The organism is Nocardiopsis kunsanensis DSM 44524 (genome assembly GCF_000340965.1).
GTDB classification, from domain to species: domain Bacteria; phylum Actinomycetota; class Actinomycetes; order Streptosporangiales; family Streptosporangiaceae; genus Nocardiopsis; species Nocardiopsis kunsanensis.
Genome location: NZ_ANAY01000002.1, coordinates 79,993 through 100,309 on the forward strand (window position 1 = coordinate 79,993; position 20,317 = coordinate 100,309).

The 20,317-nt window shown below is 69.6% G+C and carries 16 protein-coding genes; 7 read left to right on the forward strand and 9 right to left on the reverse strand.

The features are described from left to right. Positions 1 to 71: 71 nt before the first annotated feature. Together D456_RS0101780 and D456_RS0101785 are read right to left on the reverse strand one after the other, a co-directional pair. The gene (locus D456_RS0101780) at positions 72 to 1,880 is read right to left on the reverse strand and encodes a phosphoenolpyruvate carboxykinase (GTP) (protein ID WP_017574429.1); all 1,809 of its coding nucleotides are present in this window, start codon (positions 1,878 to 1,880) and stop codon (positions 72 to 74) included. Positions 1,881 to 2,239: 359 nt separating this feature from the next. Beyond that, the gene (locus tag D456_RS0101785; protein ID WP_017574430.1) at positions 2,240 to 3,148 is read right to left on the reverse strand and encodes a universal stress protein; all 909 of its coding nucleotides are present in this window, start codon (positions 3,146 to 3,148) and stop codon (positions 2,240 to 2,242) included. Between the two features lie 293 nt (positions 3,149 to 3,441). On the opposite strand from D456_RS0101785, the gene D456_RS0101790 reads away from it, so the two are divergent. After that, positions 3,442 to 4,155: a hypothetical protein gene (locus D456_RS0101790; RefSeq protein WP_017574431.1), complete on the forward strand. Its 714-nt coding sequence runs from the start codon at positions 3,442 to 3,444 to the stop codon at positions 4,153 to 4,155. Between the two features lie 103 nt (positions 4,156 to 4,258). On the opposite strand, the gene D456_RS0101795 is transcribed toward D456_RS0101790, so the two are convergent. Continuing rightward, entirely contained in the window at positions 4,259 to 6,424 is a 2,166-nt protein-coding gene (locus D456_RS0101795; RefSeq protein ID WP_017574432.1) for a HelD family protein, read from the reverse strand. Between the two features lie 193 nt (positions 6,425 to 6,617). Then, complete coding sequence (gene coaA / locus D456_RS0101800; RefSeq protein ID WP_017574433.1) at positions 6,618 to 7,523, reverse strand: type I pantothenate kinase; 906 nt, start codon at positions 7,521 to 7,523, stop codon at positions 6,618 to 6,620. A 330-nt stretch (positions 7,524 to 7,853) separates the two neighbouring features. Here coaA and glmS point away from each other — a divergent pair, with 330 nt between their 5' ends. Then, the gene (gene glmS / locus D456_RS0101805; protein ID WP_083904484.1) at positions 7,854 to 9,707 is read left to right on the forward strand and encodes a glutamine--fructose-6-phosphate transaminase (isomerizing); all 1,854 of its coding nucleotides are present in this window, start codon (positions 7,854 to 7,856) and stop codon (positions 9,705 to 9,707) included. Between the two features lie 87 nt (positions 9,708 to 9,794). Here the strand turns inward: glmS and D456_RS0101810 are convergent, their stop codons facing one another. Together D456_RS0101810 and D456_RS0101815 are read right to left on the reverse strand one after the other, a co-directional pair. Continuing rightward, complete coding sequence (locus D456_RS0101810) at positions 9,795 to 10,175, reverse strand: STAS domain-containing protein (RefSeq protein WP_017574435.1); 381 nt, start codon at positions 10,173 to 10,175, stop codon at positions 9,795 to 9,797. Positions 10,176 to 10,347: 172 nt separating this feature from the next. Beyond that, entirely contained in the window at positions 10,348 to 10,902 is a 555-nt protein-coding gene (locus tag D456_RS0101815; protein ID WP_017574436.1) for an ATP-binding protein, read from the reverse strand. A 318-nt stretch (positions 10,903 to 11,220) separates the two neighbouring features. Between D456_RS0101815 and D456_RS0101820 the strand changes: the two genes are divergently transcribed. Both D456_RS0101820 and D456_RS0101825 read left to right on the forward strand, forming a co-directional pair. Continuing rightward, positions 11,221 to 12,108 carry a helix-turn-helix domain-containing protein gene (locus D456_RS0101820; protein WP_040698533.1) on the forward strand — a complete coding sequence of 296 codons (888 nt, stop codon included), beginning with the start codon at positions 11,221 to 11,223 and terminating at the stop codon, positions 12,106 to 12,108. A gap of 460 nt (positions 12,109 to 12,568) precedes the next feature. Continuing rightward, positions 12,569 to 12,820, forward strand: coding sequence for a DUF397 domain-containing protein (locus tag D456_RS0101825; protein WP_026115484.1), 252 nt, complete (start codon positions 12,569 to 12,571; stop codon positions 12,818 to 12,820). 220 nt (positions 12,821 to 13,040) lie between these two features. Here D456_RS0101825 and D456_RS0101830 read toward each other — a convergent pair whose 3' ends face one another. Then, positions 13,041 to 14,282 (reverse strand): KamA family radical SAM protein, encoded by a 1,242-nt coding sequence (locus D456_RS0101830; protein ID WP_017574439.1) that lies wholly within the window; start codon positions 14,280 to 14,282, stop codon positions 13,041 to 13,043. Between the two features lie 488 nt (positions 14,283 to 14,770). Here D456_RS0101830 and plsX point away from each other — a divergent pair, with 488 nt between their 5' ends. The 3 genes from plsX (at position 14,771) to D456_RS0101845 (ending at position 18,507) form a co-directional block, all read left to right on the forward strand. Continuing rightward, positions 14,771 to 15,856 carry a phosphate acyltransferase PlsX gene (plsX, locus tag D456_RS0101835; protein ID WP_017574440.1) on the forward strand — a complete coding sequence of 362 codons (1,086 nt, stop codon included), beginning with the start codon at positions 14,771 to 14,773 and terminating at the stop codon, positions 15,854 to 15,856. A 101-nt stretch (positions 15,857 to 15,957) separates the two neighbouring features. Continuing rightward, on the forward strand, positions 15,958 to 17,703 hold the full coding sequence (gene argS / locus D456_RS0101840; protein ID WP_017574441.1) for an arginine--tRNA ligase: 1,746 nt from the start codon (positions 15,958 to 15,960) through the stop codon (positions 17,701 to 17,703). 195 nt (positions 17,704 to 17,898) lie between these two features. Continuing rightward, complete coding sequence (locus D456_RS0101845) at positions 17,899 to 18,507, forward strand: YceI family protein (protein ID WP_026115485.1); 609 nt, start codon at positions 17,899 to 17,901, stop codon at positions 18,505 to 18,507. 40 nt (positions 18,508 to 18,547) lie between these two features. Here the strand turns inward: D456_RS0101845 and D456_RS0101850 are convergent, their stop codons facing one another. Both D456_RS0101850 and D456_RS0101855 read right to left on the reverse strand, forming a co-directional pair. Then, complete coding sequence (locus D456_RS0101850; protein WP_017574443.1) at positions 18,548 to 19,447, reverse strand: ribokinase; 900 nt, start codon at positions 19,445 to 19,447, stop codon at positions 18,548 to 18,550. Beyond that, positions 19,444 to 20,277, reverse strand: coding sequence for an exodeoxyribonuclease III (locus D456_RS0101855; protein WP_193373799.1), 834 nt, complete (start codon positions 20,275 to 20,277; stop codon positions 19,444 to 19,446). The genes D456_RS0101850 and D456_RS0101855 overlap by 4 nt, the downstream gene beginning before the upstream one ends. Between the last annotated feature and the right edge of the window lie 40 nt (positions 20,278 to 20,317).

Sequence of the window (20,317 nt, forward strand, 5' to 3'; positions counted from 1 at the left end):
GGACACCGGTGTGTCCGCGCCCCTCCATGGCCGGCCCGTCGCGCGGAAAAAGGGGCGGGCCCGCCTGTGTCCTACTGCCCGAGACGGTTCAGCAGGGCGTGGTACTCGTCCCAGAGCTCGTTCGGGAGCTGGTCGCCGAAGGTCTTGAAGAACTCGGGGACCAGGGCGGCCTCCTGCTTCCAGACCTCGGGGTCCACGTCGAGGACGAACTCCATGTCCTCCTGGGAGAGGTCCAGGCCCTCGGTGTCGATGCCGTCGGCGACCGGGACACGGCCGATCGGGGTGTCGACGGCCTCCGCACGGCCCTCGAGGCGCTCGACGATCCACTTGATGACACGGCTGTTCTCACCGAAGCCGGGCCAGACGATGCGGCCGTCGTCGTCCTTCTTGAACCAGTTGACGTAGAAGATCGTCGGCAACTTCGCGGCGTCGGCCTTGCGCCCGATCCTGAGCCAGTGGGCGAAGTAGTCGCCCATGTTGTAGCCGCAGAAGGGCAGCATCGCGAAGGGGTCGCGGCGCAGCTCGCCGACGGAACCCTCCTGCGCAGCGGTCTTCTCCGAGGAGACGTTGGCGCCCAGGTAGACACCCTGCTGCCAGCTGAAGGACTCGGTCACCAGCGGCACGGCCGTGGCGCGGCGGCCGCCGAAGAGGATCGCCGAGATCGGCACGCCCGCGGGGTCCTCCCACTCGGGTGCGATCGTCGGCGCCTGCCCGGCCGGGGTGGTGAAACGGGAGTTGGGATGGGCGGCGGGCTCGCCGGAACCCGGTGCCCAGGGGCGGCCCTTCCAGTCGGTGAGTCCGGCCGGCGGCTCCTCGGTCAGGCCCTCCCACCACACGTCCCCGTCGTCGGTGAGGGCGACGTTGGTGAAGATGCTGTTGCCCCAGAGGGTCTCGACCGCGTTGGCGTTGGTCTTGGCCCCGGTGCCGGGCGCGACACCGAAGAAACCGGCCTCGGGGTTGATGGCGCGGAGCTGCCCTTGCTCGTCGAAACGCATCCAGGCGATGTCGTCACCGACGGTCTCGACCTTCCAACCCGGGATGGTGGGCTGGAGCATGGCGAGGTTGGTCTTGCCGCAGGCGCTCGGGAACGCGGCCGCGACGTAGTGCGACCGGCCCTCGGGCGAGGTGACCTTGAGGATCAGCATGTGCTCGGCGAGCCAGCCCTCGTCCCGGGCCATCACCGAGGCGATACGCAGCGCGTAGCACTTCTTGCCGAGCAGGGCGTTGCCGCCGTAGCCGGATCCGTAGGACCAGATCTCGCGGGTCTCGGGGAAGTGCGAGATGTACTTCGTGGGGTTGCAGGGCCACGGCACGTCCTGCTGACCGGGCTCGAGCGGGGCGCCCACGGAGTGCACGGCCTTGACGAAGTCGCCGCGCTCCTCGATCAGGCGCAGGGCCTCCGAGCCCATGCGGGCCATGACGCGCATCGAGACCACGACGTAGGGGGAGTCGGTGATCTCCACACCGAGCTGGGAGATGGCGCCGCCCAGGGGGCCCATGCAGAACGGGACGACGTACATCGTGCGTCCTCGCATGGCGCCCTTGAAGACCTCGCCGAAGGTGGCGCGCATCTCGTCCGGAGCGACCCAGTTGTTCGTGGGGCCGGCGTCCTCCTTGCGCTCGGAGCAGATGAAGGTGCGGTCCTCCACGCGGGCGACGTCGCTCGGGTCGGAGGTGGCGTAGAAGCTGTTGGGTCGTTTCTCCGGATTCAGGCGTTTGAAGGTGCCCTGCTCGACCAGCAGGTCGGTGAGCCGGGTCCACTCCTCCTCGGAACCGTCACACCACACGACCTCGTCGGGCTGGGTGAGTTCGGCGATCTCCCGAACCCACGTAACGAGTTCCTCGTGTTCGGTCGGGACGGCCCCTACATCGGTCCCCACGTCAGCAGTCACAGCGGCTCCTCTTTGAATGACGAGATCCCTCGCATGATGAACGACGATCCAGCGCAGTGACCAATTGGTATAGGCCAATGGTCTACAGCAGTCCGGGTGGCGCTCCGGAACCCGCAGCACAGCAGGGGGTTCGAGGGTTCATGTGGGAACCGGGAACACATCTTCACAGGCACCACCGCGGAGCTGCTCGGAACATCTTTCCCCTGCACTGCGGGGGATCGCCCCATCAGCACCGATAGACCGTGCTGTTGGTCACACAACGATCACGGTCGGCCGTGCGTGCGGACTAGACCTCTGCCCGTCATCAGGCTGAACTTCCTGGAACGACGAGCACGAGGCCCTTCCGGTCAGCGCAGGATCGCCACCGGGCCGCGTGCCCCGTGCAGGACCGAGTGGCTCACCGAGCCCAGCAGGAGGCCCCGGAAGCCCCCGCGTCCACGGGAGCCCACCACCACGAGATCGGCCGGTGTGGCCTCCTCCAGCAGCGCCACGACCGGATGCGAACGCACCACACGCCGCGAGACCACCACCCCCGGATGGGCCCGTGACGGTTCGTGGAGCTCCTCCTCCAGGGCCTGGCGGGCCGCCTCGGCGGCCGTGGCGTCGTCGAAGAGTTCCGGGGGGATCGGACCCGTGGCCGCGGCGAAGGCCACCAACGGCTGCCAGGCGCTCACCGCGACCAGTTCCGCGCCGGCGAACCCGGCCTGCCGGAAGGCGAAGGAGAGCGCACGACGGCTGGGTTCGGAGCCGTCCACCCCCACGATCACGCGGCTGCGGACCCCGTGCGCGGCGGCGTGTTCGTGCGGCAGGACCACCACCGGGATGGGCGAGCGCGCTGCGAGCTCGATACCCACCGACCTCACGAGCGCCGCCATGACGGCGCTCAGTCCGCGCGAACCGATGACGACCACGGCCGCGCCCTCGACCTCCGTCTCGGCGAGCAGGGCGTCGACCGGGCGTTCGTGCGACAGGGTCGTACGGATCTCCAGTTCGGGGAAGAGGCGGCCCACCCAGTCGGCCGCGTAGTCCAGGAGCTTGTCGGCGCCGCCCGTCTCCTTCTCGTTCTCGTCCCAGGGTTCGGCCCGGGTGTTGCGGCCGAAGGCCCCGACCGACGCCAAGGGGCCGGCCCCCGCAACGATGCGGACCCCCAGTCCCCGCAACGAGGCCTGGTGTGCCGACCACTCCAGGGCATGGCGACTGGAGTCGCTGCCGTCCACCCCCACGACCACCCAGCGCGTCGGGGTTGCGCCGTCCATCGTGTGCGCCTTTCTGGTTCGTCCTCACGTACCCCGGAGTACACCGGTCCTCCCACGATCATCCCGCGTGGACACACACCCGTGGATAACAGTGCCGACGCGAGTCGGGGTACACGGGTTCCGGCATCACCGGTCCGGCTCCGCCCCGCGTGCATCCGATCGGTGCCCGCTGCGCTGGTGTAGGACGGACGGGAGGTCCCTCGGGGCCGTTCAGGACAGATCGGGACGGGAACCGGACGGCCGCCGTCGCCGTCTCAATTCCTGTGAGGGAACCGTGGACACGGGGAGCGCGAATGCCGAACACGGGACAGTTGCACTGGGACCACCGGGACGGGCGGGTCGCCGCGGTGGCCGCGGCCATCGCCTACAGCTTCTGGGTCCTGGAGATCGTCCTCCCGGGCGCGGCCGGCGAACAGGGTGCTCTGGCGACCGCCGGCTCCACTCTCCAGGTCGTCCTGGAGAACGCGCACCGCACCGCCGCGATCCTGGTGCTGGTCGCCGCGGGGCTGGGAATGGCTCTTGGGGTGCGCAGGCACGGGCGGGCCCTGACCGTGTCCTGGGTGTCGACGGCCGTCTTCGGGGCGGCCTCCCTGGCCGCGAGCCTGTTCTCCGGGCCGTGTGTGGTCTCCACGGACGTGTCCTGCGCGAGCGAGTCCCTGGCGGAGGGTGTGGCGGGTGCGAGCGTGGCGCAGGCGCTGACGGCGGTGCTCGCCGTGCTCGCGGCACTGGCCGCGGTGGTCGCCCTGGCGGTGGACCGGTGGTCGGCCGCCGACCGGGCCCGGCTCCTCGTGGTGACCGTCGCGGTCCTGCAGGTGGTCGCCGCGACGCTGGTGCTGGTCACCGCGGTCGTGGTGTACGCCTCCTCCGGCGACGGTGCGTCCGGTGTGGCCCTGGGCCTGCTGGAGCGTTTCCACCTGGTCACGCTCGCCCTGTGGCTGGTGGTTGCGGGGGTGCTCCCCGGCCCGTGGAAGAAGACCCCGGTACGCGCCCCGGCCGCCGTCCGCTGACGCCGGGGCGCCCTCCGCCGGTGCCGTCGCCTCCGACCGTGCGCCCGGGTGTACCGGTGTACGGGCCGCGCGAACCGTCCCGGATACGCGCGGCGCGTTCGGATCAGGCGAGTTCTTCGGGCAGTGCGCGGGCGTGCACCACGTGCAGGGTGCTGACGGCACGGGTCAGCACCACGTACAGGCGGTTGCGTCCGCGGGCCTCGGCGTCGACGATCGCCGCGGGTTCGGCGACCACGACCGCGTCGAACTCCAGGCCCTTGGCCAGGCTCGCGGGCACACCCACCAGGCGTGCGGAGTCGGGTTCCGTCCCGTCGTCACCGAGCACCGGGACCCCGAGGCCGCGTTCGGCAAGAGCCGCGCACATGCCCGGCAGGTCCGCGTCGGCGGCGATGAGACCGACCGAGCCCTGGCCCGTCAGGGCGGTACGGCACGCGTCGGCGACGGCGTCGGGAAGACCGTCGCCCGCCGCTGTGATCCGCAGTGCGCCGGGGGCACGGCGTACCGCCACCGGGGCACCCAGCCCCGGTGCGATCGAGGGGAGCAGTCGGGCCGCGAAGTCGATGATCTGCGCGGGCACGCGGTAGCCCCGGTCGAGCACGCTCAGGTGTCCGGTGGGCCTGCCCATGTGTTCCAGGAGTGTGGACCAGTTCCTCGTGGCCCCGGGCGAGGTCCCCTGGGCGACGTCGCCCAGGACGGTGAAGGACCCGCCGGCGCCCCGGCGTCCCACGGCTCGGCACTGCATGGGGCTCAGGTCCTGTGCCTCGTCCACGACGATGTGCCCGAGCCCTTCGCGGCGCTCGATGAGCGCGGCGGCCTCGTCGACGAGTACCAGGTCCTCGCGGGACCACCGCGCCGACTTGGGTCCGCGCGGCCGTCCGGGCAGGGGCAGCAACGCCTGTTCCCCGGGGGTGAGGATCCCGTCGGCGGCCCGGGCCAGCCGCTCGCGGTCGGTGAGCAGCTTCAGGACGAGCTCGAGCGGGCCGGTCCTGGGCCACATCGCGGTGACGGCCCGGCGCACGGCCGGGTCGCGGCGCACCCGCTCGTGGGTGCGGTCGTCGCAGGTGTGGCCGGCCCCCTCCATCAGGGTCAGGATCGTGTGTGCGATGCGGTGGGAGAGCAGCTCGCGCCCGGAGCCGTAGGTGACACCGCGCCCGGCGAGCTCGTCCGCCAACGGACGCAGGTCTTCGGGGTACAGGCGCCACCGCCGCGCCCCCTCGCGCACCATGACGGTCTCCTCGGGGGCGCGCAGGCGCGACCACAGGTCCCGGCGCAGTACCTCGGCCATGCGTGCTTCCCCCTTGATCCGTGCGGCCTCGGGGGTCTCCACACGGCGTACCCACCCGGTGTTCGGGCGGGAGCGTTCGGGCAGTCCGGCCTCGAGCATCTCCTCGACGGTGGTCTGGCCGACGTCGACCTCGCCGAGCGCCGGAAGCACGTTGCGGATGTAGGACAGGAACGACCGGTTGGGGCCCACGATCGACACACCGGTGCGGGACAGGCGCGCGCGTTCGGTGTACAGCAGGTAGGCCACGCGGTGCAGCCCCACGGCGGTCTTGCCGGTGCCGGGGGCGCCCTGCACGCACAGGGTCGTGGCCAGTGGCGCTCGCACGAGGTCGTCCTGCTCGGGCTGGATGGTGGCGACGATGTCGCGCATGGGTCCGGAGCGGGGCCGTTCGATCTCGGCGGCGAGCAGGCCGTCGGTGCGCTCCCGCGCTTCGGCCCCGCCTGCGGCCAGGGGTTCGTCCTCGTAGGCGGTGAGCACGGCCTCGGAGGTCTCCGGCCCGGTGGGAACGGTCGTGAAGCCGTACCTGCGCCGGGAGAGCACCCGCATCCGGTCGCTCGCGGTGGCCCGGTAGTAGGCGATGCTGATGGGGGCGCGCCAGTCCAGGACCATGGGGCGCCCGTCGGGGTCGTGGACGTGGCGGCGTCCGATGTGCACCCGGTCGGATCCCTCGGAGCGCTCCCGGGGGTCCTCGTCCCCGAGGAAGACGGTGCCGGGGTCGAAGTCCAGGCGCCCGAAGAACAGGGGCGCGTCGGGGATGTCGGAGAGGTCGGCCAGGCGGCGCAGCCGGTTCCGGAAGACCGCCTCGTCGTTGAACTCGTCCTTGGCGTGGCCGCTCATCATCAGCGTCGTGGCGGCGACGTCGTCGCGCATCGTACGGAGGGCGCGGCGGGCGGCGGCCAGGTGGGCGCGCTCGGCGAGGACCTCGGGGTCGGCGGGCGGCCCCTCCTCGGACGCGGCGGCGTGTGCGGGATCGGTGGTACTCATGGGCGGCCTCGGAGGGTCGGCGGGACGGTGGACGCGCCGGCTCGCGCGCGGGTCCCGCCCCGGTCGCCGCAGGGGCCCGGTTCGTTCCGATCGTCAGAGCGCACAGCACCCGGTAGGGGTGGCCGGAGAGGAGCCGCCCACTCTACCCGGCCGCAGGCCGCAGGAGGGCTTGTTCGTGGAAGGTGGTCCTGTCCTAGGTCTTCCGCAGCCGCACCCTGCGCACCCTGTGGTCGCCGCCCTTGTAGAGCACGAGGGTGGCCCTGCCGCGGGTGGGTTGGATGTTCTCGACCAGGTTGACCTCGTTGATGGTGCGCCAGGTTTTCGAGGCGAACTCCAACGCCTCGTCCTCGGGGGTGGTCGTGGCCATGTGGTGGAAGTAGGACCGCGGGTCGGAGAAAGCGGTGCGGCGTAGTTCCAGGAACCGGTCGAGGTACCAGTTGCGGATGTTGCCGACCTTGGCGTCGACGTAGATGGAGAAGTCGAAGAAGTCGGCCACGGCCAGGCGCCCGGCGGTGGCGGGCTGGAGCACGTTGATGCCCTCGACGATGAGTATGTCGGGCCGGTGGACCGTCTGGCGTTCCTCCGGGATGACGTCGTAGTGCAGGTGGGAGTAGACGGGGATGTCGAGTCGCTCGGCGCCGGCCTTCATCTCCGAGACGAAACGGACGAGGGAACGCCGGTCGTAGCTCTCCGGAAACCCCTTGCGGCGCATGAGACCGCGTGCCTGCAGTACGGAGTTGGGGTGCAGGAAGTTGTCGGTACTGACGAGTTCGACGTGGGGATGGTTGGGCCACTGCGCGAGCAGTGAACGCAACAGTCGGGCCGTGGTGGACTTGCCGACGGCGACGCTGCCGGCCACGCCGATGACGAACGGCGCCGGGCGGTCGGTCTCCCCCAGGAAGTCACGCACGGCGGCGTGTCGTTGCTGGGTGGCGCCGACGTAGAGGTTGAGCAGGCGCGACAGCGGCAGGTAGATGTCGCGCACGTCCTCCAGTGACGTGGGGTCGGTCGTCCCGCGCAGTTCGGCGAGATCGGCCTCGGTCAGGGACAGCGGCGTGGAGGCACGGAGGGCCGCCCAGGCGTCCCGGTCCAGTTCCACGTACGGCGAGGAGAAGCCGTTCTTCGTCGCGTGAGACACGGTTGCCAACCTTAGGGTCTGTTCGACGGGGCCCCGGCGCCCGACCCCCGGGAAAGACCGCAACGACAGATCAACGTGTCCGAAACCACACGCCCACCGGGGGTCGGGAAAGTTTTTTCGGGGGCGGTGGGGAGGCCAGGAGCGCACGCACTCGGTCGTCCCGCACCTGCCCCACCTGCGTGGCATACCTTCCATACACCAAATGGTCTATACCGCTACCTGCCAAAACACCGACTGGTATGGACGACTGGTTGGTCGATCCGACGCTCTCGCTCACTTACGCTGACCCCCATGTGTGGAATTGTTGGCTACGTCGGGCCGCAACCGGCGCTCGAGGTCGTTGTGGACGGCCTCGCAAGGTTGGAGTACCGCGGATACGACTCCGCGGGTGTGGCTGTGCTGGACAACGGCACGCTGCGCACCGAGAAGCGGGCCGGAAAGCTCGCCAATCTGCGCCAGGCCCTGGAGGACGACCCCATCGGGGGCGAGGGCGCCGGTATCGGTCACACGCGTTGGGCCACACACGGCGCCCCCAACGACGTCAACGCCCACCCACACGTCGATGACGACCGCCGCGTCGCGGTGGTCCACAACGGCATCATCGAGAACTTCTCCGTCCTCCGACAGGAGCTGGAGGACCAGGGCTGCAAGTTCCTCTCCGAGACCGACACCGAGGTCACCGCACACCTGCTGAACAAGGTGCTCGAGGAGCGGGGCGACGGCGACCTCTCCGGGGCCGTGCGCCAGGCCTGCAAGCGCTTGGAGGGCGCCTTCACCCTGGTCGCGGTCTCCGTCGACGACCCGGGGCTCGTCGTGGCCGCGCGCCGCAACTCCCCGCTGGTCGTGGGCCGCGGCCAGGGAGAGAACTTCCTCGCCAGCGACGTCGCCGCATTCATCGCCCACACCCGTGACGCCGTCGAGTTGGGCCAGGACCAGGTCGTGGAGCTGCGCTCCGACTCGGTCACGGTCACCGACTACGACGGCAACCCGGCCGAGGTCAACGAGTACCACGTCGACTGGGACGCCTCGGCCGCCGAGAAGGGCGGCTACGACTACTTCATGCTCAAGGAGATCGTCGAGCAGCCCCGCGCGGTCGCAGACACCCTCCTGGGCCGGGTGACCACCGACGGAGCACTGCACCTCGACGAGATGCGGTTGACCCCCGAGCAGCTGCGCACCGTCGAGAAGATCGTCATCATCGCGTGCGGGACCTCCTACCACGCGGGCCTCATCGCCAAGTACGCGATCGAGCACTGGTGCCGTGTGCCCTGCGAGGTCGAGGTCGCCAGCGAGTTCCGGTACCGGGACCCGATCCTGGACCAGCAGACCCTGGTCATCGCCATCTCCCAGTCCGGCGAGAGCATGGACACCCTCATGGCGGTGCGTTACGCCCGTGAGCAGCGCGCCCAGGTCCTGGCGATCTGCAACGTCAACGGGTCCACGATCCCGCGGGAGGCCGACGGTGTGCTTTACACGCACGCGGGCCCCGAGGTCGGTGTGGCCGCGACGAAGACCTTCCTGACGCAGCTGGCCGCCTGTTACCTCATCGGCCTGTACCTGGCGCAGGTGCGCGGTCTGAAGTACGGGGACGAGATCAACACGCTCATCGGGCAGCTCGCGACCATGCCCGAGCAGGTCGAGCAGGTCCTGGACACCGTCGACCCGGTCCGGAAACTGGCGCACTCGCTGGCCGACCAGAGCACAGTGCTGTTCCTGGGCCGCCACGTGGGTTACCCGGTGGCGCTGGAGGGCGCGCTCAAGCTCAAGGAGCTGGCGTACATGCACGCCGAGGCCTTCGCGGCCGGCGAGCTCAAGCACGGCCCGATCGCGCTGATCGAGGAGGGGCTGCCCGTCGTCGTGGTGGTCCCCTCCCCCGAGGGCCGGAGCGTGCTGCACGACAAGATCGTCTCCAACATCCAGGAGGTGCGCGCCCGCGGCGCCCGCACCATCGTGATCGCGGAGAAGGGTGACGAGGCGGTGCGCCCGTACTCGGACGTCCTCATCGAGATCCCCGCGGTGCCCACGCTGCTGCAGCCGATCGTCTCGACGATCCCGATGCAGGTGTTCGCGTGCGAGCTGGCCCTGGCCAAGGGCAACGACGTCGATCAGCCCCGCAACCTCGCCAAGAGCGTGACCGTGGAGTAGACCGTCGATGCCGGTGGGGAGCGGGGTGTGCCTGCGGGTGCGCCCCGCTCCTGCGTGTTCGGGCGCCCGCCGGTGTTCCGGGCGGGGTCAGACCTTCTGCCGGGGCACGCGTGCACGGATGCCCGCGCGGTCGGTGTGTGCTGCCAGTGCGGCGTCGGTGTCGCGGTGGGTGGGCATCACGGAGTGCAGGGAGAGCACGTCGAGGATGCGGGAGAGCTGTCGGGGCGGGGAGGACAGGCACAGGTGCCGGCTCACACGTGCGGCCTCACGCATCGCTCCGACGAGTGCGTTGACCCCGGAGGCGTCGATGAAGCCCACGTCACCGAGGTCGGCGACCACACAGCCGTGGGCGGCCTTCTCGGTCAAGCGCGTGTGCACTTCACGCGCGGTCGCGATGTCGATCTCACCTTCGAGTTCCACGACGGATATGCCGTCGCAGACGAACTGCTCATGTTCCGTGTCCAGCACGGCCGCGCCTCACTCCCGGGTCGAGCACAGGATCCCGCCGTCGGGACCCGCTCGGTCAAATGCCGACAAGACTCGACAGCCTACTCGGCCCGGGCGACACAACACGGACGAGCGGGCCCGGCTGTGGAGAGCGCCCCTGCTTCGCGAGGGGCCATGAGGCCGGGGTGGGAGGTCAGACCGGGTCCGGCCCTCCGCAGAGTACCCAGACGACCTTGCCGCCGCCGCGGACCGGGCTCCAGCCCCATTCCGTTCCGAACGCCGCGATGAGGCCGAGACCGCGGCCGCACTCTGCGAACTGATGGGCGTCCACGGGTACGGGAGCGGAGCCGGAGCTGTCGGCGACCATGCACACCACGGCGGCCCGGTCACGGAGCAGGCGCATCTGCAGGACGACGGGGGAACGCGCTGGGTCCGCGTCGTCGGGTACGGCATGGCGGCAGGCGTTGCCGACGAGCTCGGAGACGATGAGGCGCAGGTCCTCCTCGAGAGCGGCCAGTCCCCATCCGCGTGCGGCGTCGGCCGCGAACTCGCGGGCGTGGCCCACCGAACGAGCCGTGGAGTCGAAGGAGCGCGCCGCCAGATCCTGTGTGCGCGACCTGCCGCCGATGTCGAGTCGGCCGGAGGGCGGATCCCACCAGCCGGAGAGGCGGCGGTCGGGGACCCTCACAGCGGAGGGTCGGCTCGGGGATGCCTCGGGAGGGGCCGAAGGCATCAGCTCTGCGTTCATCACGTTCCTCACGATGTGATGTCGGGTCGCTCGGCCTGTCCTGACGGGGGAGCGTGGCTTACATCTGTAAGACACGTCTGCACGTGCAGCATGATGTCCGGGTAAGACTATAGGACGAACTGACCGTATTGGTAGGCCTGGGAGCGAGAATTCGCGCATCAGCCCCAGCATTGACATCAACATCAAGACAGGACAGACAGCGCGAAAGCCCTATGCAGCACGCTCTGTCCACAATGGAAACTCGTCGTTATACTGGGCAGCTGCTTGCCCAGAAGCCGCCACAGGGAGGGCCCCTTGACCACCGACCAGGCCCAGGATTTGCAGGTCAACGAGGATTTCCTGGCCAATTCCAGCGGCGGCCCGACCGTGCTGCGCATTCTTCTCGGCACCCAACTGCGCCGCTTGCGCAAGAACAAGGAGATTTCCCGCCACGACGCCGGGTACGCCATCCGCGCCTCCCACGCCAAGATCAGCAGGATGGAGCTCGGCCAGGTGAGCTTCAAACGGCGCGACGTCGATGACCTGCTGAAGCTCTACGGCGTCGACGACCCCGAACAGCGTGAGGCGCTCCTGGGGCTGATCTCCAGCGCCAACGCACAGGGGTGGTGGCACAAGTACGGCGACGTGCTCCCCCAGTGGTTCGGTGTGTACGTGGGCCTGGAGGAGGCCGCGTCGATGATCCGCACCTTCGAGGTGCAGTTCGTACCGGGTCTGTTGCAGACCGAGGAGTACGCACGCGCGGTCATCAACCTGTCGAGCACCACCCGCTCGAAGGACGACGTCACCGATCGGGTGGACATGCGGATGCACAGGCAAACGCGCTTGCACGATCCGGACGCACCCCACCTGTGGGCCGTTGTCGACGAAGGTGTCCTGCACCGCCCCTACGGCGACAACGCGACGATGCGCGGGCAGATCGAGCACCTCATCGAGATGAACCGCCGTCCCAACATCACGGTGCAGATCGCCACGTTCGACATCGGTGGGCACCCGGCTGCCGGCGGCCCCTTCAGCATCCTGCGCTTCCCCACGCCGCAGCTGCCGGACGTGGTCTATCTGGAGCAGTTGAGCAGTGCGTTGTACTTCGACAAGTACGACGACACCCACCGGTACGCGCAGACGATGGACCACCTGGCCACACAGGCGCCGACGCCGGACCGTACCGAGGAGATCCTCCGACCGTTCCTGAAGCGCTACGGCACCTGACCCCCGCCCCCCGCACGCCCCCCGCACGCCCGAACCGCTCTGTCCCGCCCCGGCAGGTCGGCACCCCCACCGGTCCGCCGCCCAGCGGTTCCGTGCACCCTCTTCGACTACCCCCGGTTCCCGGAGTGTTACCGAGAGCGGAGAAGAGGTCTCCGAAGCATCCGCCTCCGGCCACGGGTGAGAAACAATTCTGGAACCCGGCACCGACCACGCTGCGCGTGCGTCGGCTCTGACATGGGGATCCGCCACCGCATGACCCGAGGGTCCACGTGTATGTGCTTACAGAAGTAATCACGAATGCACGTGCATCGACTACGCTGTGCCGAACGCCGTGGTCGATGAAGCCCCGACCGGACGTGCTCCGTGTGCCCCCCGGGGCCGCCCCGGACGATCTCGGTGACCGAACTACGGGCGCGGCGGGCTCCTGCCGCGTGTGGACACCCCGCTCACCAGTCCACAGATGTTCCAGGAGGTTGAGATGCAGGTCTACAACGGCGTTCCGGCAGACAGTCTGCCGATGGTCGACTGGACCAAGAGCAGTTGGAGCAACCCCGACGGGAACTGCGTCGAGGTCGCGACCCTGCCCGGCGGTGACATCGCTGTCCGCAACTCCCGTGATCCGGAGGGACCTGCGCTGGTCTACACCCCCGACGAGATCAGAGCCTTCGTGCGCGGCGCCAAGACCGGCGACTTCGACGCACTGTTGACCTGACACCCGGCCGCACCGCGGCCTTCCGAGACCATCCCGGGAAACCGTGTCCGCCGATGGCCCCTGCGACCCGCCCACGGTCGCGGAGCAGGCCAGTTCCGTCCTCGGCCGGGCACACGACGGAGCCCGGCACCTGTGCAGGTGCCGGGCTCCGCTGTCTCGTCGGCACCGTACCGACGGTCGCCGCCCCGGGCCCCGGACTCTCGCCCGGGGCCCTTGCCCGTTACAGGCGGGGCAGGTCGACCAACCCGTTGGAACCTCCCTCGGGGACCGTCTCCCACGGGAAGTGGGTGGCGCCCAGAGCGGGTTTGAGGTCGAACAGCCAAGCGGCGTTCTCGTCGTACTCGGCGAAGAAGGGCCGGCCGACCAGTTCGGGGTCACGGGCCTGGATGAAGTGCAGGACGAACACCTTCTCCCCCGCGACCTCGGTGACCCCGTCGATGCACACCTTGCCGGGTGTGGCCGACATCGAGGGCCCGCGCACGGTCCGGGCCAGGCCCGAGACACGTTGGTAAGCGTTGCGGAAGATGTCGTAGGCCTCGGCGAGCGGCACCGCGAAGTAGTCCTGCGGGCCGGTGTCGCGCTCGACGAACATGTAGTACGGCACCATGCCGTGGCGCACGTGGGTACGCCACATGGTCTCCCAGGTACCCGGGTCGTCGTTGATCGTGCGGATCAGCGGCGCCTGGGTACGGATGACCGCACCGGTGTTGCGGACACGGCGGACCGCTTCCTGGACCAGGTCCGGCGCCATCTCGTTCGGGTGCGAGAAGTGGGCCATGAACGCGAGGTTCTTGCCCGACTCCACGACCTTCTCGAACAGGCGCAGGGTGTCGTCGGCGTCCGGGTCGGTCACGAAACGCTGCGGCCAGTAGCCCAGCGCCTTGGTCCCGATCCGGATGGCCTCCAGGTGCTCGATCTCCAGCAGCGGCTCGATGTACCTGGAGATCACGCCCTCGCCCATGATCATGGGGTCGCCACCGGTGAAGAGCACACTGGTGATCTCGGGGTGCGAACGCACGTACTCGACCATCTGGTCGATCTCGCTGGAGGCGAACTTCAGGTCGGCGTCGCCCACGAACTGTGCCCAGCGGAAGCAGTAGGTGCAGTACGCGTGGCACGTCTGCCCCTGTTTCGGGAAGAAGAGCACCGTCTCGTTGTACTTGTGCTGGATCCCCGGGATCGGTTCTTCGTTCCCCATGGTCGGCACGTTGAGGTCCATCTGGCCCGCCGGGTGCGGGTTCAGCTGGGCACGGACCTCGTTGGCGGCCTCGTTGAGCTCTTTGCGCTTGGCCCCGGCGCTCAGCAGGTCGGCGATCCGGGACACGTCCTCCTTCGGCAACATGTCGGCCTGCGGGAAGACGAGACGGTAGATCGGATCGTCGGGCGCGGCATCCCAGTCGATCAGCTCGTCGACGACGTAGCTGTTGACCCGGAACGGCAGCACAGTGGCCACCGCCTGCACCGCGAGCCGCTCGTCTGCTGCGAGACCGGCTCGCGCCGTGAGCTCGTCAAGGTGTTTCGTCGTGTAGGCACGAAACCGACGTCCGGCGGACGGGGACTGTGCCGCGTCTGGCGTAACGCTCACGCCTCTCCTCTCCTGGCGAATAGGGCAGGGCTCCCGAATCGGGTTGATTCAGGCAGCCCAGACCCGGTGGTCGCGTCACGGTACGGGCCGCGCGAACCACCGGGTGCGGTTCATTCGGTTGTCATGTGGCCCCGGAGACCATCGCGCTCCCCGACACCAACGCGCGGGCATACCCCGGATAGAGCCCTTGTACCCACTTACGCGAAAAAACTGATCCTAACGGGACATACCGGAAGCATCCTCGCAGAAGCCCCTGAGCGCAGGGCACACCGGACCCCAGAGCCCACAAACGCACCACCTCCCACGCCGGATACCGTGGCTGCGCAACACCGGAGGCGAGCCCGAACCCTGGAGGACACACCCCCTTGAGCGGCACACCCGAACTCGAGTTGGCAGGCCCCGGCAGCGCCCTGCCGGTCGTCGCCGTCGACGCCATGGGTGGGGACCACGGGCCGGAGGAGGCCGTCCGGGGCGCCGTCACCGCGGTACGCGAATTCGGCCTGCGGGCCCTGCTGGTGGGACGGCGCACCGAGGTCGCCTCCCTGCTGTCCGAGCACGACGCCCTGCGGGAAGTACCCGTCGTGCACGCCGAGGACGCGCTGGAGATGCACGAGGGCGCCCTGGCCAGCTGGCGCCGCCCGCGCTCCAGCGTCGCCGTCGCCTGCCACCTGATCAGGCGCGGCCTCGCCCACGCCCTGGTCTCGGCCGGCACCACCGGCGGGATCGTGGCCACCTCGACGGTACGGCTGCGTACCCAGAGCGGGGTCGTACGTCCGGCACTGGCGGTCCCGCTGCCGACCGGCGAGAAACCCACGGTCCTGTTGGACGCCGGCGCCACCGCCGATGCCAAACCCGAGATGCTGGTGCAGTTCGCACACCTGGGCAGCGCCTACGCCCGGACCGCGTTCGGCATGCACCGGCCCACCGTCGGCCTGTTGACCATCGGTTCGGAGCCGGGCAAGGGCAACAAGCTGACCCGCAAGGCCGGAGAGCTGCTCACCGCGGCCGGGGAGTCCGGAGCCCTCGACTTCCACGGCAACATCGAAGGGCACGACCTGCTGACCCGCGCGGTCGACGTCGTGGTCGCCGACGGCCACTCCGGCAACATTGCCCTGAAGACGGTCGAGGGCACCGCGTCGTTCGCGATGTCGGCGGTGCGCGAGGCCCTGACCGCCACCCCGCTGGCCAAGGCGGGGACCTTCTTCCAACGGCGTTCCCTGCGCGAGCTGCGCGACCGCTTCGACAGCGAGACCTACGGCGGCGCGGCCCTGCTCGGCCTCCACGGGACCGTCGTCATCGCACACGGGTCCAGCCGCGCCCCCGGGATCGCCCACGCCTGCCACCTGGCCCACGATCTGGCCGCCGGGCGTATGGACGAGCAGGTCCGCCGACGCGTGCAGCACCGCCAGAGCAGCTGGTTCAACCGTTTCGCCCAGCACGAGGAGCGCTGAGTACGGGGGTCGCCGCCTCCGCGGGACCGGCCCCTCGCACCGGGCTGTGGAGCACCCCACATACGTCGGGAAGGCCCCGTCCGGTCGGTACTCTGGAAGGCATGGCCGACCCGCAGGAAGTACTCTCGCGACGGGTCCAGTCCGCGCTCGGCGCCGCCTTCGGCCCCGAGTTCGCCGACACCGACCCCGTCATCCGTCCGTCCCAGTTCGCCGACTACCAGGCGAACGCCGCTCTCGCGCTCGCCAAGCGCCTGGGCCGAAAGCCGCGTGAGGTGTCCGCGGCGATCATGGAGCACCTGGACGTCTCCGACATGTGCCGAGAGGTCGAGGTCAGCGGGCCGGGCTTCATCAACCTGACCCTGCGCGAGGACTGGATCGCAACGCAGGTGCAGTCCCTGCTCGACGACCCGCGCCTGGGCGTGCCCGAGCAGTCCCCCGACAACATCCCGCTCGACTACTCCGCGCCCAACGTCGCCAAGGAGATGCACGTCGGGCACCTGCGCACGACCGTCGTCGGCGACGCCCTGGCCCGCACCCTGGAGTTCCTGGGTCACAACGTCGTGCGCCAGAACCACATCGGCGACTGGGGCACGCCCTTCGGCATGCTCATCGAGCACCTGCTCGAGGTGGGCGAGGACTCCGACGAGGCCCAGCTGCTGACCACCGACCCCAACGCCTTCTACCAGGCGGCCCGCACGAAGTTCGACGAGTCGGAGAACGGATCCGACGCTTTCGCCTCCCGTGCCCGCGGGCGTGTGGTGCAGCTGCAGAGCGGCGACGAGGAGACCCTGCGCCTGTGGCGCAAGCTCGTCGGCTTCTCCCGAACCTACTTCAACAAGGTCTACGGCAAGCTCGGCGTCACCCTCACCGATGAGCACCTGGCCGGTGAGAGCACCTACAACGACATGCTCGACGCGGTCTGCGAGGACCTCGAGGGCAAGGGCATCGCCACCATGAGCGACGGTGCCCTGTGCGTGTTCCTCGAGGGCTACACCGGACGCGAGGACAAGCCGGTGCCGCTGATCGTGCGCAAGAGCGACGGCGGCTACGGGTACGCCACCACCGACCTGGCGACCGTCCGGTACCGGGTGGACACCCTCAAGGCCGACCGCATCCTCTACGTGGTGGGTGCCCCGCAGGCCATGCACTTCAAGATGGTCTGGGCCACCGCCCGCAAGGCCGGGTGGCTGCCGGAGGACGTCGAGACCACTCACGTGCAGATCGGCAACGTGCTCGGCAGCGACGGCAAGATCCTGCGTACCCGCAGCGGCGAGCCGGTGCGGCTGGTGCAGCTCCTGGACGAGGCGGTGGAACGCGCGGCCGAGGTGGTCGCCCAGAACCGCCCCGACCTGGGCGAGGAGGACCGCGCGGAGATCGCCCGCAAGGTGGGCATCGGTGCGGTCAAGTACGCCGACCTGTCGGTGGCGCACGACACCGAGTACACCTTCGACTTCGACCGGATGCTGGCGCTGACCGGCAACACCGGCCCCTATCTGCAGTACGCGCAGGCCAGGATCCGCTCCATCTTCCGCAAGGGCGGGGTGGAGCCGGAGCAGGCCCGCGGTGAGATCTCGGTGGCCGAGGGGGCCGAGCGCGCCCTGGCCCTGAAGCTGCTCGGGTTCGGCCCGGTGGTGGCCCAGGTGGGCGATCTGCTGCAGCCGCACCGGCTCTCGACCTACCTGTTCGAGCTGGCGCAGTCGCTGACGACCTTCTACGAGTACTGCCCGGTGCTGACCGCCGGTTCCGACGCCGAGCGCGAGTCGCGCCTGGCGTTGGTCTCGGTGGCGCTGCGGGTGCTGGTCCAGGGCTTGGACCTGCTCGGAGTGGAGTCGCCCGAGTACATGTGAGTGCGCGCTCCCGTGGGCCCCCGGACCGGTCCGGGGGCCTTCCGTGTGCCCGGAACCGGGTCCCGGACACGTTCGTGTCCTGCTGGAGCGAGTCGAATGTCTCGCTCCGGTCACAGCATTACGTGGCTGCGGGTCCTGGGGAGCGAACTATCGTATGGACAAACCCCGCAATCCAGACATACGGGAGCATTGTCCATGTCGCCCATGCCCGAACGTGTCGGTCCCGAACCGGGGACCTGGTATCTTGATCCGCTGCACTCCAGCCTGATCTTCGTGGCCCGCTACCTCAGCTTCGGCCGTGTGCAGGGCACCTTCGGCCAGGCCCGCGGACTCGTCCAGGTCACCGAGGACCCCACGCAGTCCACCGTGGCCATGACAGTGGAGAGCAACAGCGTCAACACCGGTGTGGCCGCACGCGACGCCCACCTGCGCTCCTCGGACTTCCTGGACAGCGAGACCTACCCGGAACTGTACTTCCGCTCCGTCTCGCTGGTGCCCCACCGCCGCAAGCAGAACGCCTTCACCCTGCACGGAGAACTGACCGTGCACGGCACGACCAACCCGGTGTCCATGCCGGCGCAGTGGGTGGGTGAGGCCCCCGACCTGTCCGACCCCGAGGGCATCTACGGCCACTTCTTCTCCGCCAACACCCAGATCTCACTGTCGGACTTCGGTGTCGGCGACGGCGGACCGCTGCCCTGGGGTGGACGACTGGTCGGCGACACCATCGACCTGGTCATCGAGGTGCGCCTGCAGGACGCCGACCCGACCCCCTTCCAGCGCCAGATCGGCCACATCGACTGAAGGGCCGACCACAACGGCCGACCCTTGATCGAGCGCCCCGTCAGCCCAGGAGGAAGGCCTCGACCTCGTCCCGACCGGCCATCGACGAGCTCGCACCGTGGCGCTGCACCGACAGCGCGGAAGCGGCGGCCGCGAACCGCATCGCCTCCTCGGGCGTACGTCCCTCGGCCCGGGCGACCGCGAAGGAACCGCAGCACGTGTCGCCGGCGGCAGTGGTGTCCACCGCCTCGACCGGCCGGGCCGGCACCCGCACCGGATCGCCCCCGCGCGCACCGTACAGCGAGCCCTCCGAGCCCAGGGTGATGAGTACCTCCGGAACCTGTTCCAGCAGTGCCGCCAGTGCCTTGTCGGGGTCCACCTCCCCCGTGAGGGCCGCGGCCTCGTGCTCGTTGGGGATCAGCACGTCCACGTTCTCCAAGAGCTCCCGGGGGAGCTCGCGCGCGGGTGCGGGTGTGAGATGGACCGGTACGCCCAGTGCCCGGCCGGTACGCGCAGCGGACACGACCGCCGACATCGGCAGCTCCAACTGCAGCATGAGCGCGTCGGCCCCTTCGATCAGCTCGGCGTCGGCCTCACTCGCGCTCTCCACCGTGCCGTTGGCGCCCGGCACGACGATGATGGAGTTGGCGCCCCTGCCGTCGACGACGATGTGCGCGATCCCCGAGACACCGGGCACCGTGCGCAGTCCCCGTACGTCGACCCCGGCCCCGGACAGGCTCTGCCGCAGTTGTTCGCCGAAGGGGTCGTCGCCGACCGCCCCGAGGAAGGTCGTGCGCGCACCCGCACGTGCGGCCGCCACCGCCTGGTTGGCACCCTTACCGCCGGGTACCTGGCGGAAATCGGTTCCGGTGACGGTCTCACCGGAACCGGGCACCTGGCCCACGTAGGCGACCAGGTCCATGTTGACGCTGCCCAGGACAGCGATGCGCGGGCTGCTCACTTGCCGGACTCCTTCGGTTTTGCGACGGGCTCGCCGGAAGCGCCGTCCAACCCCACGATGACGGGGGCGTGGTCGGAAGCGCCCTTGCCCTTGCGCTCCTCACGGTCGATGCCGGCGCCGCTGACGCGAGCGCCCAGTGCCGGGGAGGCCAGGACGAAGTCGATACGCATACCCCTGCGTTTGGGGAAGGCCAGGCCCTTGTAGTCCCAGTAGGTGTAGACGCCGGGCCCAGGGGTGTACGGGCGCACGGCGTCGGTGAAGCCGGCCTCGACCAGTTCGGTGAAGACCGCGCGCTCGGGCGGCGTCACGTGGGTGAGGCCGTCGAAGGCGTCCATGTCCCACACGTCCTCGTCCTCGGGAGCGATGTTGAAATCGCCGACGTAGGCGATGCGGGCATCGGGGTCCTCGGCCAGGCGTGCGGCACCGGCCTCGCGCAGGGCCTGCAGCCAACGGAGTTTGTAGAAGTAGTGGGGGTGGTCGATCTCCCGGCCGTTGGGCACGTACAGGCTCCACACCTGGACCCCCCCGCAGGTGGCTGCTATGGCTCGGGCCTCGGCTTCCTCGGGTTCACCGAAGCCGGGCTGGCCGGGGAAACCGATCCGGACGTCCTCGAGCCCGACTCGGGAGGCGATCGCGACCCCGTTCCACTGGGAGAGGCCGTGGTGGGCCACCTCGTACCCGCGGTCGGTGAAGACCGACTCGGGGAACTGGTGGTCCCGGGCCTTGGTCTCCTGCATGGCGAGGACGTCGACGTCGCTCCGGTCGAGCCAGGCGCCGATGCGTTCTGCCCGGGCCCTGGCACTGTTCACATTCCATGTCGCGATACGCACAGCAAAAGGCTAGAGCACACGATCGACGAGGTGGTCCGGA